At 57.4% G+C, this 14,829-nt stretch carries 13 protein-coding genes; 3 read left to right on the top strand and 10 right to left on the bottom strand.

Annotated features, from left to right (window positions below; all coding sequences use genetic code 11):
- The first annotated feature begins 139 nt into the window (after window positions 1-139).
- A complete protein-coding gene (gene clpA, locus AC2FH6_RS07295) occupies window positions 140-2,464 on the top strand; it encodes an ATP-dependent Clp protease ATP-binding subunit ClpA (protein ID WP_496693892.1) in 2,325 nt (774 codons plus the stop codon).
- A gap of 137 nt (window positions 2,465-2,601) precedes the next feature.
- Here the strand turns inward: clpA and AC2FH6_RS07290 are convergent, their stop codons facing one another.
- The 3 genes from AC2FH6_RS07290 to AC2FH6_RS07280 form a co-directional block, all read right to left on the bottom strand.
- On the bottom strand, window positions 2,602-4,281 hold the full coding sequence (locus tag AC2FH6_RS07290; protein ID WP_282021533.1) for a peptidoglycan -binding protein: 1,680 nt from the start codon (window positions 4,279-4,281) through the stop codon (window positions 2,602-2,604).
- A 3-nt stretch (window positions 4,282-4,284) separates the two neighbouring features.
- On the bottom strand, window positions 4,285-5,466 hold the full coding sequence (locus tag AC2FH6_RS07285; protein WP_282021534.1) for a biopolymer transporter ExbB: 1,182 nt from the start codon (window positions 5,464-5,466) through the stop codon (window positions 4,285-4,287).
- Between the two features lie 69 nt (window positions 5,467-5,535).
- On the bottom strand, window positions 5,536-6,066 hold the full coding sequence (locus AC2FH6_RS07280; protein ID WP_496691028.1) for a gamma-glutamylcyclotransferase: 531 nt from the start codon (window positions 6,064-6,066) through the stop codon (window positions 5,536-5,538).
- 67 nt (window positions 6,067-6,133) lie between these two features.
- On the opposite strand from AC2FH6_RS07280, the gene AC2FH6_RS07275 reads away from it, so the two are divergent.
- Window positions 6,134-7,135: a DUF2125 domain-containing protein gene (locus tag AC2FH6_RS07275; RefSeq protein WP_496701885.1), complete on the top strand. Its 1,002-nt coding sequence runs from the start codon at window positions 6,134-6,136 to the stop codon at window positions 7,133-7,135.
- Here the strand turns inward: AC2FH6_RS07275 and AC2FH6_RS07270 are convergent.
- The 4 genes from AC2FH6_RS07270 to AC2FH6_RS07255 form a co-directional block, all read right to left on the bottom strand.
- Window positions 7,132-7,851: an extensin-like domain-containing protein gene (locus tag AC2FH6_RS07270; protein ID WP_496701883.1), complete on the bottom strand. Its 720-nt coding sequence runs from the start codon at window positions 7,849-7,851 to the stop codon at window positions 7,132-7,134. The genes AC2FH6_RS07275 and AC2FH6_RS07270 overlap by 4 nt on opposite strands.
- A complete protein-coding gene (locus tag AC2FH6_RS07265; RefSeq protein ID WP_142636472.1) occupies window positions 7,848-8,768 on the bottom strand; it encodes a prephenate/arogenate dehydrogenase family protein in 921 nt (306 codons plus the stop codon). Before AC2FH6_RS07265 ends, AC2FH6_RS07270 begins: the two co-directional genes overlap by 4 nt.
- A complete protein-coding gene (gene hisC / locus AC2FH6_RS07260; protein WP_496701881.1) occupies window positions 8,765-9,850 on the bottom strand; it encodes a histidinol-phosphate transaminase in 1,086 nt (361 codons plus the stop codon). Before hisC ends, AC2FH6_RS07265 begins: the two co-directional genes overlap by 4 nt.
- A gap of 65 nt (window positions 9,851-9,915) precedes the next feature.
- Window positions 9,916-11,331 carry an aminotransferase class V-fold PLP-dependent enzyme gene (locus tag AC2FH6_RS07255; RefSeq protein WP_496701879.1) on the bottom strand — a complete coding sequence of 472 codons (1,416 nt, stop codon included), beginning with the start codon at window positions 11,329-11,331 and terminating at the stop codon, window positions 9,916-9,918.
- A gap of 103 nt (window positions 11,332-11,434) precedes the next feature.
- Here AC2FH6_RS07255 and AC2FH6_RS07250 point away from each other — a divergent pair, with 103 nt between their 5' ends.
- The gene (locus AC2FH6_RS07250; RefSeq protein ID WP_142636466.1) at window positions 11,435-11,896 is read left to right on the top strand and encodes an Lrp/AsnC family transcriptional regulator; all 462 of its coding nucleotides are present in this window, start codon (window positions 11,435-11,437) and stop codon (window positions 11,894-11,896) included.
- 130 nt (window positions 11,897-12,026) lie between these two features.
- Here the strand turns inward: AC2FH6_RS07250 and rpsD are convergent, their stop codons facing one another.
- The 3 genes from rpsD to AC2FH6_RS07235 form a co-directional block, all read right to left on the bottom strand.
- The gene (rpsD, locus tag AC2FH6_RS07245) at window positions 12,027-12,647 is read right to left on the bottom strand and encodes a 30S ribosomal protein S4 (protein WP_058279997.1); all 621 of its coding nucleotides are present in this window, start codon (window positions 12,645-12,647) and stop codon (window positions 12,027-12,029) included.
- Window positions 12,648-12,860: 213 nt separating this feature from the next.
- Window positions 12,861-13,364, bottom strand: a complete 504-nt coding sequence (locus AC2FH6_RS07240) for a hypothetical protein (protein ID WP_496701877.1) — start codon at window positions 13,362-13,364, stop codon at window positions 12,861-12,863.
- 282 nt (window positions 13,365-13,646) lie between these two features.
- On the bottom strand, window positions 13,647-14,654 hold the full coding sequence (locus AC2FH6_RS07235) for a helix-turn-helix domain-containing protein (protein ID WP_496691033.1): 1,008 nt from the start codon (window positions 14,652-14,654) through the stop codon (window positions 13,647-13,649).
- Window positions 14,655-14,829: the final 175 nt, after the last annotated feature.

Here is a 14,829-nt window from a genome sequence, read left to right as displayed (position 1 = left end):
CAAATGTGACTGTCAAGAGCAAGAAAACCCTTGAAGCCGGGCTCTGATCAACCAAACTCTAATAGTATGAGGACATGGTTGGGATGGGGATCCGGCCTTCAGCCCGCCCCCTTCTGACCCAAGACAGAGGAGCACCCGCGTGCCTTCATTCTCGAGCACACTAGAACAAGCCATCCACGCGGCCCTGGCGGCTGCGAATGAACGGCGACATGAATTCGCAACGCTGGAGCATCTGCTTCTGGCATTGTTGGAAGAGCCCGATGCGATCCGCGTGATGAAAGCCTGCAGCGTCGATCTTGACGAATTGCGCAGCACTCTGGTGGAATTCATCGACGAAGACCTATCGAACCTTGTCACCGATATTGACGGGTCCGAGGCTGTACCGACAGCCGCTTTCCAACGTGTGATCCAGCGCGCTGCGATCCATGTCCAAAGCTCGGGCCGGACCGAGGTGACCGGGGCGAATGTTCTGGTCGCGATCTTTGCCGAACGCGAAAGCAACGCAGCCTATTTCCTGCAGGAACAGGATATGACCCGGTATGATGCGGTGAATTTCATCGCCCATGGTGTGGCCAAGGACCCGGCTTACGGCGAAAGCCGTTCAGTATCAGGCGCGGATCAGGCGGAAGAGGAATCTCCGGCCAGCACTGCCGATGGCGAGCAAAAAGAAAGCGCGCTGGGGAAATACTGCATCGACCTGAACGCGAAATCGCGAGCAGGCGATATCGACCCGCTGATCGGTCGTGCCGATGAGGTTGAGCGCTGCATTCAGGTGTTATGCCGCCGGCGCAAGAACAACCCGCTTCTGGTCGGTGATCCGGGCGTTGGTAAAACCGCAATCGCAGAGGGGCTGGCATTTAAGATCATCTCTGGCGAGGCCCCCGATGTGCTGTCAGAAACCACCATCTATTCGCTGGATATGGGTGCATTGCTGGCGGGCACCCGCTATCGCGGTGATTTCGAAGAACGCCTGAAAGCGGTCGTGACCGAGCTTGAGGATCACCCAGACGCGGTTCTGTTCATTGATGAAATCCACACCGTCATCGGTGCCGGTGCCACCTCGGGCGGGGCAATGGATGCCTCGAACCTGCTGAAACCGGCCCTTCAGGGTGGAAAACTGCGCACTATGGGTTCGACCACCTACAAAGAGTTTCGCCAGCATTTCGAAAAGGATCGCGCGCTCAGCCGCCGGTTCCAGAAGATTGACGTGAACGAACCTTCGGTCGAGGACAGCGTAAAAATCCTGCGCGGTCTGAAGCCCTATTTCGAAAAGCATCACGAGATCAAATATACAGCCGACGCGATTAAAACCGCAGTCGAGTTGTCAGCACGCTACATCAATGACCGCAAGCTGCCCGACAAGGCGATCGACGTGATCGACGAAGCCGGTGCGGCCCAGCATCTGGTTGCTGAAAGCAAGCGCCGCAAGACCATCGGTGTCAAAGAGATTGAGGCCGTTGTTGCCAAGATCGCCCGGATTCCACCCAAGAACGTCACCAAGGACGATGCCGAGGTTCTAAAAGACCTTGAAAAGTCGCTCAAACGGGTGGTCTTCGGGCAAGACGTGGCGATTGAGGCGCTGTCCAGCGCCATCAAACTGGCGCGCGCCGGTCTACGCGAGCCGGAAAAGCCCATCGGCAACTATCTGTTTGCTGGCCCAACCGGTGTGGGAAAGACCGAAGTCGCGAAACAGCTGGCGGATACGCTGGGAGTGGAACTGCTGCGTTTTGATATGTCGGAATACATGGAGAAACACGCGGTCAGCCGCCTGATCGGTGCGCCTCCGGGCTATGTCGGGTTCGACCAAGGCGGTTTGCTGACTGATGGTGTCGACCAGCATCCGCATTGCGTTCTGCTGCTGGATGAGATCGAAAAAGCCCACCCGGACGTGTTCAACATCCTGCTGCAAGTGATGGACCACGGAGAGCTGACCGACCACAATGGTCGCACGGTGAACTTCCGCAACGTGGTGCTGATCATGACCTCGAATGCAGGGGCGCAAGAACAGGCAAAGGCGGCCATCGGCTTTGCCCGCGACCGCCGCGAAGGTGAGGATACCGCCGCGATCGAACGTATGTTCACGCCGGAATTCCGCAACCGTCTGGATGCTGTCATTTCCTTCGCGCCGCTGCCGAAAGAGGTCATCCTGCAGGTGGTCGAGAAATTCGTTCTTCAGCTTGAGGCACAGCTTCTGGACCGCAATGTGACCATCGACCTGACGCCAAAAGCTGCCGAATGGCTGGCCGACAAAGGCTATGACGACAAGATGGGTGCGCGGCCACTGGGACGCGTCATTCAGGAACACATCAAGAAACCTCTGGCCGAGGAGCTGCTGTTCGGCAAGCTGGCCAAGGGCGGTGTCGTTCGCGTCTCGGTCAAGAAGGGAGAGCTGGATCTGGACATTTTTGGCCCCGATCAACCGCGCATCCCTGGCGACAAACCCCCGCTTCTGACTGCAGATTAAAAGCAGCGCATCAAATCAAAGCCCGGCTTCTACGCCGGGCTTTTTTCTTGCCCGAGCTGAGTCACCTGTCTCAAAAGAAAATCTCAGGGGCGCCCGGAAAACCACCCAACTCTGACAATGGGCCTTACTTGCTGCAATCAGCGCTCGGTCAGCTTCAATTCGATCCGGCGATTCTGAGCGCGCGCTTCTGGGGTGTTTGCGGGGTTGAAGGGTTGGAATTCACCAAAGCCATTGGCCGCCAGACGTTGCGGTGGAATACCCAGCGCATCGACCATATAACGGACAACCGACAAGGCGCGTCCCTGGCTAAGCTCCCAGTTGTCCCGATAGCGGCCAGTTCCGGCCAGCGGGACATTGTCGGTATGGCCGTCCACGCGAATAACCCAGTTCAGGCCTTCGGGAATTTCAGCCGCGACACTGCGCAGTATATTGGCCACCTTGGCGATCTCAAGCTGACCCTTGGGCGACAGCACTGCTGATCCTGTATCGAACAGTACTTCGGACGAGAACACAAACCGATCGCCTTCGATCCGAACGCCTTCCTGATTACCCAGCACATCGCGCAACCGACCGAAGAATTCCGAGCGATATCGCTGAAGATCCTCGGCCTGCGCCGTAAGTTCTTGGTTCTGACCCGAAAGAGCCTCGGCCTCGGCCTCAAGCCGGGCGCGCTCGGCCTCTTCCAACAGACGACGACGACGCTCTTCCGAGGCGGCGCGGGCGAGTGCGGCGTTCAGATCCTGACCCAATGTTTGAATACGAATATCTGCGGCGGCGTTGCGGTCTTCGTAATCGTCCAGCAGGGCCTGCAATCCACCCAACTGCTCGCGCAGGGCTGCCATCTGCTGGTTCAGCAAGGCAGTCTGACGCTGCGCCTTGGCTGAAACGGCTTTCTCGGCAGAGATTGCCTCACGCGCAACGGCCAGCAAGGCTGCGCGTTCTTCGGCCAATGTACGCTGTATCTGTTCCGCTGTCAGAGCGTCGGTTTGGGCGGCCAATGCCGCTTGCAGCTGGGCCTGCAACTCCTGACTATCGAGCTCACCAAACTGCCGCTCCAGCTCGGCCTTGGCAGCTTGCGCAGCGGCCAACAGGGTCAGGGTTTCTTCGGCTTGCTTGCGTTGCGCTTCCAGAGCCAGCGTCATAGCGGTCAGTTCCGCATCCGCGTCCTGCAGACGATTGCGCAGGTTATCGGCAGCCGCAGCTTCGGCCAGGCGCGCGGCCTCTTCGGCGTCAAGCTGGCCTTCAAGCTCGGTGACCAATGCGGCCTGCGCGGCCTCATTTTGTTCCAGATCCGCCACCAACGCTTCAAGCGCTTCGCGGCGGGCAGCATCAAGCCGGGCGGCCTCGGCCTGGGCATCGACCTCGGCACGGCTTTGGGCAAGGGCCAGGTTCAGGGCCTCTTGTTCATTCAGCAATTCCGAACGCTCAGATTCCAGTGAGGCGATAACCCCCAGCGACCGCTCTTGATCGGCCAACAGAGATGCGACCTGTGCTTCGAATGACGTGATCCTGGTTTCTGCCTGCGCCAGATCTTCCTCGGCCTGCGTCAAGGTCGCATTCAGCGCCCCTAACCGGGCCTGAAGGCGGCTGTTTTCCCTTTCTTCCAACCCAAGCGCACCGGCAAGGGCCGCCACTTCGCCGGACAGGGCGGTCAGTTCATCCTCTTGCCCTGAAATCGTCTCGCGCAGCACGAATTGCACCACCATGAAGATGGTCAACACAAAGGTCAGCACCATCAACAGCCCGGTCATCGCGTCCACGAAACCCGGCCAGACCGACCCCTGAAACCGCTGACCTGTGCGACGGGACAGAGCCATGGATTACTCTCCTTCCGGAGCGGTTCGAACGGCGCCTCTGGGCAATGTAAGAGCTTTGACCAACAGTTCGATGTCCTTGCGCAGCTCGCTCATGCTTTCTTGGCGACCTGCAGAAATTTCTTCGAGAATACGCAGCAACTGAACATCCATCGAGCGCAGGCGCATGCGGCTTTCGGCGTCTATTCCCTCGCTGGTCCCCTGTTCCCGCAGATGATCCAGCAGAGCGTCCTGCCCCAGTGCGACACGTTCCAGCGCAGCGGTGACATTCTCGGTCTCAGACTGACGCTGGTTCATATCTCCGATTGCGCCGACAAGATGCCCCAGCTTGCCCGACAGCTCGGCCCGGTCGGTTTCCTGCGCCGAAAACAAGTCCTGCAGGGCGTTCATCTGTTCGGACATTGCATCCAGAACCGGTGTCAGAACCGCCAGTTCGGTGCTGCTGCCGTCATCGCCTGCTGCAAAGCCGACACGGGTGATCGAGGACAACCATTCTTCGAGCTCTCGATAAAACCGGTTCTGCCCGTGGCCCGCGAACAGTTCCAGCAACCCCACAATCAGCGATCCGGCAAGGCCCAGCAACGAAGACCCAAAGGCCACGCCCATTCCCTGCAGTTGGGTTTCAAGGCCAACCATCAGGCGATTGAACACCGCCAGCCCTTCTTCGCCATCCTGCGGATTGAGACTGCGGATCGTGTCGACAATAGCGGGGACCGTCGTGGCCAAACCAAAAAACGTTCCCAAAAGCCCAAGATAGATCAGAACATTGGTGATATACCGCGTGATCTCACGCTCTTCCTCGACCCTTTCGGCCACCGAATCCAAAATAGACCGGGTCGAACTGGAACTGATCTGCGACCGCGCACCCCGGTCCCGCAGCAGCGACGCCAGCGGTGCCAAAAGCTGAGGCGTGCGCGCGTCCTCATGAACAACGCCACCAACGAAGGACTCGATCCAGCGCACCGAACCGATCAACTGTGTCACCTGATAAAAACAGGCAATTACGCCGACGAAGAATACCAGAAGGATAAAACCGTTCAGATACGGGTTTGCATAGAAAACCGGCAAAACGTAAGGCAGCGCCATGAAGATGCCCATACCAGCCAGGCCGATCGCCACAAGCATCGTTACGATCTGACGAATGGGTTGCGAGAAATGCGGTCTCGCGCCCTGTTGTGCCTGCGCCATGCGCGTTTTTCCCGGTTCTTTTCTGCTCTGACGCGAATCTACCGAAAATCTGCCGGTGACGCCAAGGGTTTATGAGGTAATGCTTCGCACCCGTTGCGCTAACCACTCAAGATCGGGATCACGCAGACCAATCTCGGTCAGATGTTCAGCTGTGTTATAAAGGTATTCGGTATTTGGACCACGCCCGCCGACTGCATGGGCAATGATCTGCGCCTGGTCTTCTAACGGCATGCCCCCGCAATACTGCACGTGATCTGCGTCGATAACATAGGTGACTGCCGTTACGACCTCGTCCGTTTCCAAATGCACATCCAGCATCTTTTCGACATAGGCCGACGAGATCAGCTCGCGCTCGCGCAGTTCATGCAAGGTACGCTCTTCGTGGCCTGCTTCGACGGCGAGGGCCAGACCTTTGCACAGGGTGTCTTGCTGTTCATCCAACGCCAGAACAAGGCCGGGTTTCTCTTCGGTTCCGCGGTGATGAATCGAACTCATGCAGAAAGACCGCGCATATCCATTCAGGGTTGCGCGTTCGCTGCGGGACACGGGAAAGCCGGGATTCCACAGCAGCGACCCATATCCGAAAACCCACATCGTCATAGCACTGGTCCTTGCCCGTTTGCGCCTATAAACATCAATTTCAAGGCGGGAAAAAGGGCCATTAGCAATGCGCGGGCTGATACGAGTAGTCATTTTCATCACTGCGATCTGGAGCGCCTATTGGTTCGTCGCCGGATATGGATTGCGCAACGCGATCACAACATGGTTCGACAACCAACAAGAAAGAGGCTGGCTGGCCGATTTTTCGGATGTAGCAACAGCAGGCTATCCGTTCAACCACGTCACCCGACTGAACAGCCCCGCACTGGCCGACCCGGTCAACGGCACCGCCTGGAGCGCCGACTGGATAGAATTCCAAAGCCCCGCGATCTGGCCGGGTCGGCAAGTTCTGCGTTTCGCGGAAACGCCGCAGCTGCTGTCCTATTTCGATCAAACGTCGACCATCGTTGCAGCTGACCTGCAGGCCGAGCTGCAGTTGCAACCTGGTGTCGCGCTGGTGCTAGAGAAAATGTCTCTGACTGCCGGACCATGGTCCGTTGCCAATGATGCTGATTTGCTAGCAGCGGGAACCACGCTTGGTCTGGTGATGGAGCAAACCGAAAATCCTCAAGCCTATGCGATCAGCGCACGGATCGACGGCTTTTCCCCCGGCGATGATCTGCGCGCCATGATGCATTCCGCCACCACACTGCCCCAGACATTCGATGCGCTGGAAATGGATATGGTCGCCACCTTTGACAAACCGTGGGATCGATCTGCACTGGAACAAAGCCGACCTCAGCCCACCCGGATCGACCTGCGTCTGGCTGAGATGAAATGGGGTGCATTGCGCCTGTTCGCTGCCGGAGAGCTGGACGTGGACGATCAGGGTATTCCTACCGGAGAGATTTCGATCAAGGCCGAAAATTGGCGTGAGATGGTTGCCATGGCCAACGCCGCAGGGGCCCTGCCCGATCAGGCGGTAGACCCTGTGACACGTGCCCTGAAATTCATGGCTGGCTTGGGGGGCAATCCCGATGCGCTGGATCTGCAGTTGAACTTCCGTGAGGGCTATGTGGCGCTTGGCCCGCTACCCCTTGGTCCGGCGCCGCGGTTGATCCTGCGTTAACGGCAGTACGGGCCACGGCGATACCGGGCTGTGTCCAAGTGAAAATGATCCCGGTGATACCGGTCCGCATTCGGGCCAAGTACCGTTCCGAACGGCCCGCAGGCGGCGCGCCAGATCTTGGTCAGTTGCTTCTTTGACGGGTTCTTGCGCCAACCGTTCAGAACGGTCACAACCTCGCCATTCGCCATCTTGAAACCTGATATGTCTATGGCCCGGCCTTTACCGTGTTCCGATATCCGCGCACCCTTGCGGTTGTTGCGCGTCCGGCATGCGTAGTGGGCCGCGACCTGCAGTTCGACAACGGGACCGCGCCTTTTGAAGGTGGGCTTCACGCTTTTCTCGACCCATTGGTTCAGCGCAATTGCTGTGCCGCAATCCATGGTGGACGGACGGCTAAGCGCCACACCAGAAACTGAGGTGATCTGTACCGCTTCCTTGATCCCGCAGGCTTTGATCTTGCCGGGAACATTACCCACCGGCTTGCCCTGAATTTCGATATTCCCGCAGACCGATGTTTTGCGCAGCTTACGCTTTTTGAACAGCACCTGCTGTACCAGCGTATTCGGCTGCAACTCTGGCTGCATCCCGACCGGAGTGGCAAAGGCCAGAACCGGTTGGTCATCGGGGGTCAACCGGTGTTCCGATGGCGTTGCATTCCCCATTGTGGCACCAAGTACCAACCACCCAATCGACAGACCGCTCCAGCCGCGCCTCATGGGTTGGTATTCCCGCGACCAAAATCCGGCGCGTCCGTATCCTGCCCGGCATCAATGATCCCGCGCCGGATCGCACGTGTGCGCGTGAAATAATCGAACAGCTGATCGCCGTCACCTGTACGAATGGCCCGCTGCAGCGCAAACAGTTCTTCAGTGAAACGCCCCAATATCTCTAGCGTCGCATCCTTGTTGGTCAGAAACACATCGCGCCACATAGTCGGGTCCGAGGCCGCGATCCGGGTGAAATCCCGAAAACCCGCGGCCGAGTATTTGATGACCTCGCTATCGGTCACACGGCGCAGATCATCCGCTACGCCGACCATCGTATAGGCGATAAGGTGTGGCGCATGGGATGTCACTGCAAGAACCAGATCATGGTGATCGGCATCCATCTCATCAACATTCGAACCCAAACCCGTCCACAATGAGCGTAGTCGCGCAACGGCCTCCGGGTCCGAGCCCTCTACCGGCACCAATAGGCACCACCGATTATCGAACAGCTCGGCAAATCCGGATTCAGGGCCGGAATGCTCGGTCCCGGCCAGCGGATGCGCGGGAATGAAATGAACGCCCTGCGGGATGTGAGGCGAGACATCCTGAATGACATGCCGCTTGACCGAACCCACATCTGACACGGTCGCGCCCGACTTCAGGGCAGGCGCAATCTCCTGCGCTACCGCGCCCATCGCGCCAACAGGCACGCACAGAACTACAAGGTCTGCCCCCTCAACGGCCTCTTGCGCGGTGTCACAGATCCGGTCGCATAGGCCAATCTTGCGCGCTGTGTCGCGCGTGGCCTCGGACCGGGCATAGCCGGTTACTTCGGCGGCCAATCCAGCACGTTTAATCGCCCAGAACATCGACGATGCGATCAGGCCCAACCCGATCAGCGCAACGCGGTCATATACCTGGCTCATGCGGCCCCCCCTTTGAAAGCGGTTATGGCCGCAACGACACGGCGACAAGCCTCCTCGTCCCCAACCGTGATCCGAAGAGCATTTGGCAGGTTATATCCCGCCACGCGGCGCACGATCAAACCCTGTGTCTTGAGGTAATCGTCGCACGCTTCGGCCTCGGCCTGATCCTTAAAGCGGGCGAGAATAAAATTGGTGCTGGACGCATCCGAAGATACGCCGATTTTGGACAACTGGGCCGAAAGCCAATCCCGCAAGCGTGCATTTTCGCTGTGGCAAAAGGTCAGGTACTCTTCGTCCTTTATGGCGGCTTCGGCAGCAGCCAACGCAGTCAGCGACAGGTTAAAGGGCTGGCGCACCCGGTTCAGCACATCAATGATCTCTTGCGCCGCATAGCCCCAACCGACCCGCATCCCGCCCAGTCCATAGATCTTGGAAAAGGTCCGCGTCATGATCACATTCTCGAACCGATCCACCAGAGCGCGGCCTCCGTCGAACCCTTCGACAAACTCGGCATAGGCGCCATCAATCACCATCAGACAGGTCTGCGGCAAGCTTTCGGCCAGTCGGATAAGATCAGCCTCGGGGATCATGGTCGATGTCGGATTGCCCGGATTGGTCACGAACACGATCCGGGTCTGGTCAGTCACAGCGGCAAGAATGTTGTCCACATCCACGTGACGATCGGTTTCAGGCACCATCACCGGAGTTGCCCCCGCCATCCGAGCGATGATCGGGTACATCGAAAATCCGTGTTCGGTATAGATAACCTCATCCCCCGGACCGGCATAAGCCTGTGCCACGAATTGCAGCACCTCGTCACTGCCCACGCCGCAGATAATTCGCGCCGGGTCCAGCCCGTGGCGTTCGCCAATGGCCTTACGCAGACTGGCGTGATCTGTACTGGGATACCGGTTCAGGGTGGCCGCACTGTCACGTACTGCCTCGATCGCTTTGGGGCTGGGGCCAAAGGGGTTTTCGTTCGAGCTCAACTTGATCACATGGTCGACCCCCGCCACCTTCGACTGGCCGCCCTGATAAAGCGCGATGTCCATAATGCCGGGTTGAGGGGTGATCTGGGTCATAAGAGGCTCCGTATTTAGAAGCCCCTCATACCCGTCTCAAAGCGTTGAGAAAAGCGGCAATTCCCTTATGCCGCCTTGAAGCGGGCTGTCGCCGGGTCGGCGTCGTAAAAGGGGGTAAATTCTTCGGTCCGCCGGGACAGGTCATTGACGCTGTCGATGATGAAGCGGACAGTCTCTTGGGACATCAGATATGAAAAGTTCAGACGCACCCAACCGGGTTTTTTCAACTCTTCACCAGCACCAAGCGCCGCATGCAACTGCTCCGAGGCTGCACGATCAATACCCAGCAACCGATGGGCATAGGGCCCGGCACAAGCACACCCGCCCCGCGCTTGAATGCCATAAACATCACTCAGCATCCGGGTGAATAACTGCTGGTGCACCGGCTGACCTTTACTGTCATGAACAAGAAAGGAAAAAATCGGCAACCGATGTGGATTGTCCGCGCCCAACAAGGTCAGACCTGGGTTATCTCCCCACCCTTCCAATGCCATCTGGTTATAAAGCGCCTCGCGCCTTGCGATTTCGTCTGCGCCAACCGCATCCTTGACCATGAAAGCCAACGCGGCACGGATGTCGCCTATGACATTCGGCGTTCCCGCCTCTTCGCGCGTTGCAAGATCGGCGCTGTAGTCATGCCCCCAAGGGGACACGAAACTCACAGTGCCACCACCGGGCCAGCTGGGGCATGTGCGCTGCACAACGTTTTGATTGACGATCAATACACCAGACGCGCCGGGTCCACCGGCAAATTTATGAGGAGAGACCACGATCGCATCCTTGCGCGCATCCGCAGGGCCCATTCTCATTGGCAGATAAGGCCCACCGCCCGCATAATCCCAAACCGCTACAGCGCCATTAGCCTTGAGCAGCCGCGTAACCGGGTCGGGATCAGTGATTATGCCCGTCACATTCGAAGCGGCCGAAAATGATCCGACGATCAGATCCGCATCCGCGTTTTCCGCCAAGGCACGCTCTAAAGCCGACAGATCGACACCCCCTTCGGGTGCTTCGGGGATTTCAATCACCAGCGCTTTGCTTTCCCGCCACGGCAGGATGTTCGAATGGTGCTCATATGGGCCGATCAAAACCACTGGTCGCGCAGCAGCCTCGATCCCCAACAGATTGACCAGCCGGTTGAGACCCGCTGTAGCGCCCGATCCCGTAAAAATCACCGCATCATTTTCCCCGGCGCCAACAATCCGGGAGATTTCCGCACGGGCCTCGCGGCGCAGTCGGGTCATGTAGGCCCCGCAATAAGACGCCTCGGTGTGGCTGTTGGCATAAAACGGCAACACATGCGCGGCCACAAAATCCTCGACCTGCTTCAATGCGCGGCCCGACGCAACATAATCCGCGTAAACCAAAGGTATGTCCCCGCGCAGCCCCGGGATCATAACATTCTCGCCGATTAAGCCATCGCGCAACGTGTCGCTACGAACAGCAGCTTCAATGTCAGAACGAAATTGGGAAAGTGTCATTATATGGACTCCGAAGTTTCCCAACAAATATGATTGATATGTGTTGGGTATATAATGCATATTTTTAGATGGTTTTCATAAATCATGTGTCATATGATTTGGAATGTCAAAAAATCTAGATCATATTGACCACCGCCTGCTGCGTGAATTGCAAACCGACGCTACGCTGTCCCAACGAGAATTGGCCGACCGCATCGGGCTATCGCAAAACGCCTGCTGGCGTCGGCTGAAGGCCCTGAATGATCAGGGCGTCATCATCGGATCGACGGCGCAAATCGCGCGCGAAAAACTAGGGCTGAGCCTTGTGGTCTTCGTCATGCTGCGTACGCGGCACCACTCGGCCGAGTGGTTACAGGCCTTTCGCAGACATGTTCTGACGATACCAGAGGTCGTGGACTTTCACCGCATTGGCGGCGACTACGACTATCAGCTCAAGGTTGTTACGCAGGATATGGCTTCGTACGACAAGGTCTATCAACGCCTCATCGAAAAAGTCGAGCTGGACAGCGTAACCTCATATTTCGCGATGGAGGCAATTGCAGAAGGACGACCCTTGCCAATCTGATCCGCTCTTTATTTGGCCAAAAAAATTGCTCGGGGGGCATCGCGGCTGGTCGTGATTGGGGGCAGAGTCCCCTAAAACGAAAAAAGGCCGCGCAACCGCGCGGCCTTTCGAATTTCGATTTCGGCGAAGATTAGTTCTTCGCGTAGAATTCGACAACCAGGTTCGGTTCCATCATGACAGGGTAAGGCACATCGCCCAGACCCGGTGCGCGCACGAAAGTCGCGGTCATTTTCGAGTGGTCGGCGTCGATGTAATCAGGAACATCACGCTCGGCCAGAGCAGCAGCTTCAAGAACAACGGCCAGTTGCTTGGACTTGTCACGTACTTCGATGACGTCGCCTTCTTTGACACGGTAGCTGGGGATGTTGACCCGCTTGCCGTTCACTGTGACGTGGCCGTGGTTCACGAACTGACGCGCGGCGAACACGGTCGCGACGAATTTGGCGCGATAGACAACGGCGTCCAGACGGCGTTCCAGCAGACCAATCAGGTTTTCACCGGTATCGCCGTTGACACGAACAGCTTCGGCATAGATGCGGCGGAACTGCTTTTCGGTCAGGTCGCCATAGTAGCCCTTCAGCTTCTGCTTGGCGCGCAGCTGCAGACCGAAGTCAGACAGTTTGCCTTTCCGGCGCTGACCGTGCTGACCAGGGCCGTATTCACGACGGTTGACCGGGGATTTCGGACGACCCCAGATGTTTTCGCCCATCCGGCGGTCGATTTTGTACTTGGCAGACGTGCGTTTGGTCACGGCTGATCTCCTTCTTAAGGTCGAGGCCCTGATAGGCCACTATGAAGGGCGTTGTCCTCTTGAGGTTTCCCTCATGACAGGCCTCCCCTTGCGGGGGCCACCAACACCAATGAAGCCGCGCTTATATCCGCAGCGCTGGCAGAGTCAACATGCCGAACGGACAGAACCGAAACTTTCTGAAATTCAATTCAAAGACGGCACCACTAACGGGATTTAGTCCGCTAAAGTGGCACCGTTTACAGTTGCGCGTAGGTTCGCGACACCAATGTACTGGAACTGAGTGGCCTTGCGATGAAACGCGACGACAGTTCCGTCCTGCTCTGCAACTTCACCACTCTGATGCTTGATCTGAGTATATGCGCTGATCCAGAATTCCTGATCGCGTGAAGGACAGCCGCTTTCAAACACCAGCGACGGGCTTTCATCATCATCGGAAACGACCAGTAACGCTGAAAACCGTTGCGCCCCGTTCATAAGCTCGAGCGTTCCGACGACATTATCCGAAAAAGTCGTGCCAGGAATAACGCGCCCGATTGTACCAGATGCAAATGCGTTTTTACGCCCGGCAACTTCAGCGCTGCCTGCCAGCATCGATGCCTGACCGCGCCAGGACCAGGCCGACCCTACATTTAAAAATGCCAGAGGCGCCGCCTCTAGCCCATCAATCTCAGTCTGCAACCATGAAATGGCAACACGACCGTTTACCCCGGTATTCATTTTACCGCCCGTACCCCTCAACAAATCACTGCCCGATGGCCAAGGGTTTATCAGTGACGATTCCGGCAGAAAAGGGACGGAATTGCAGCAATCACGAGAATGTTGCAGAACAGAATCAGAATCCGGATGCAGAAATCCGCGTTTCAAAGACTTAAAGGATCATACTGAGCCCGAATATCGGTCTGCCCTGCATTCGGTCTGATCAGGCTTTTTTCGATTCGCCAACCACAGCGGATTTAGATTTCAAAGGCGTGCGCCCTAATCGGCACACTGCACGAGCTGTCAGTTCACCAGCCCCCGATCCGCCATTCCACCGGAAAAGCGGAGGCTGCGGATATCTTCCGGCATCGTCTTGTACTGGTCTCGAAAAGCACGTTTCAGTGACGTTGTAGACGAAAACCCTGTGGCGGTGGCAATCTCGATTTGTGGCAAATCCGTAAACCGCAGCAGGCTATGCGCACGTTCCAAACGCAATTCTCGGTATGTGGCCAAAAGCTTTGCCCCCGTCTTGTTCAGAAACCGTCTCTGAAGCTGCCGGGTTGAAGTGCCGACCATGTTCGAAAGATCCGTGATCCTGAGTGGCTCTTCGACATGGTTCAGCATTGCCTCAACCGCTGACATAACCAGGTGATCCCCGCCCGCACGATGGATCAAGCGATTGGCAAGCTGGCTTTCGCAGTCCCGCTTGGGTTCGGACAGGCCGATAAACCCGCGTAGGTTATCTGCCATATTCTCACCATGGTCCAACGAAACAAAATCCGCCAACAAACGCAGCGTACTCAGACGTGTCGTCGCGCTATGCGTGCGCCCGCGCGCCGCCAGATATGTGCCTGTACCACAGTTGGTCAAACCTGCTTCACGCGCTGCTGCATCGAAGTTGGGGTGAATGGCCGCGACTGTTTTTTCCGACAATCTAATCTGGGCCAGCACAAGCACGGCACCACCGACAAGAACGGTCCGTGGCGAAAGGTTCAGAACTTGTGAGACCCATGTTCTTTCGGCGTCGGACAACGTCCAACAATCCGAAAAATCGCCCCAGAAAACAGCCGCTCTTCCGGTCCAGTACTGCGGTCCTCCTACGGACCCCGCACCAGCCAAACGCAGATTAACGACATAGGAATGGTCGCCGGTCAGATCGCTCAGGGCATGATAAAATTCCCTGATCATCTCGGCCGAGGCAAATGCACTACTATCGCGCACGATCACATCGATGTTGTGGGTTCGCACGAACGCAGCAGAGGTTGGCTCAGCCAGATAGGCTTGGTCATTTTCGAAGATGCAATGCTTCATGTCTCCCCCGCTGAAAAGCCTGGGCCACAGGCAAAGGCATATGGCCCGGGATGGATCAGCCCGCGGACAGTGCGTGGGCTGATCTGGTTGTCGTCTGTTTACTCTGCGGCTTCTTCGTAAGCGTCCATTGGTGGGCATGTGCAGATGAGGTTTCGGTCTCCGTATGCGTTGTCGA

The organism is Ruegeria sp. CDSC045, from assembly GCF_059610725.1.
This window is presented reverse-complemented; position numbering and strand designations above follow the sequence as displayed.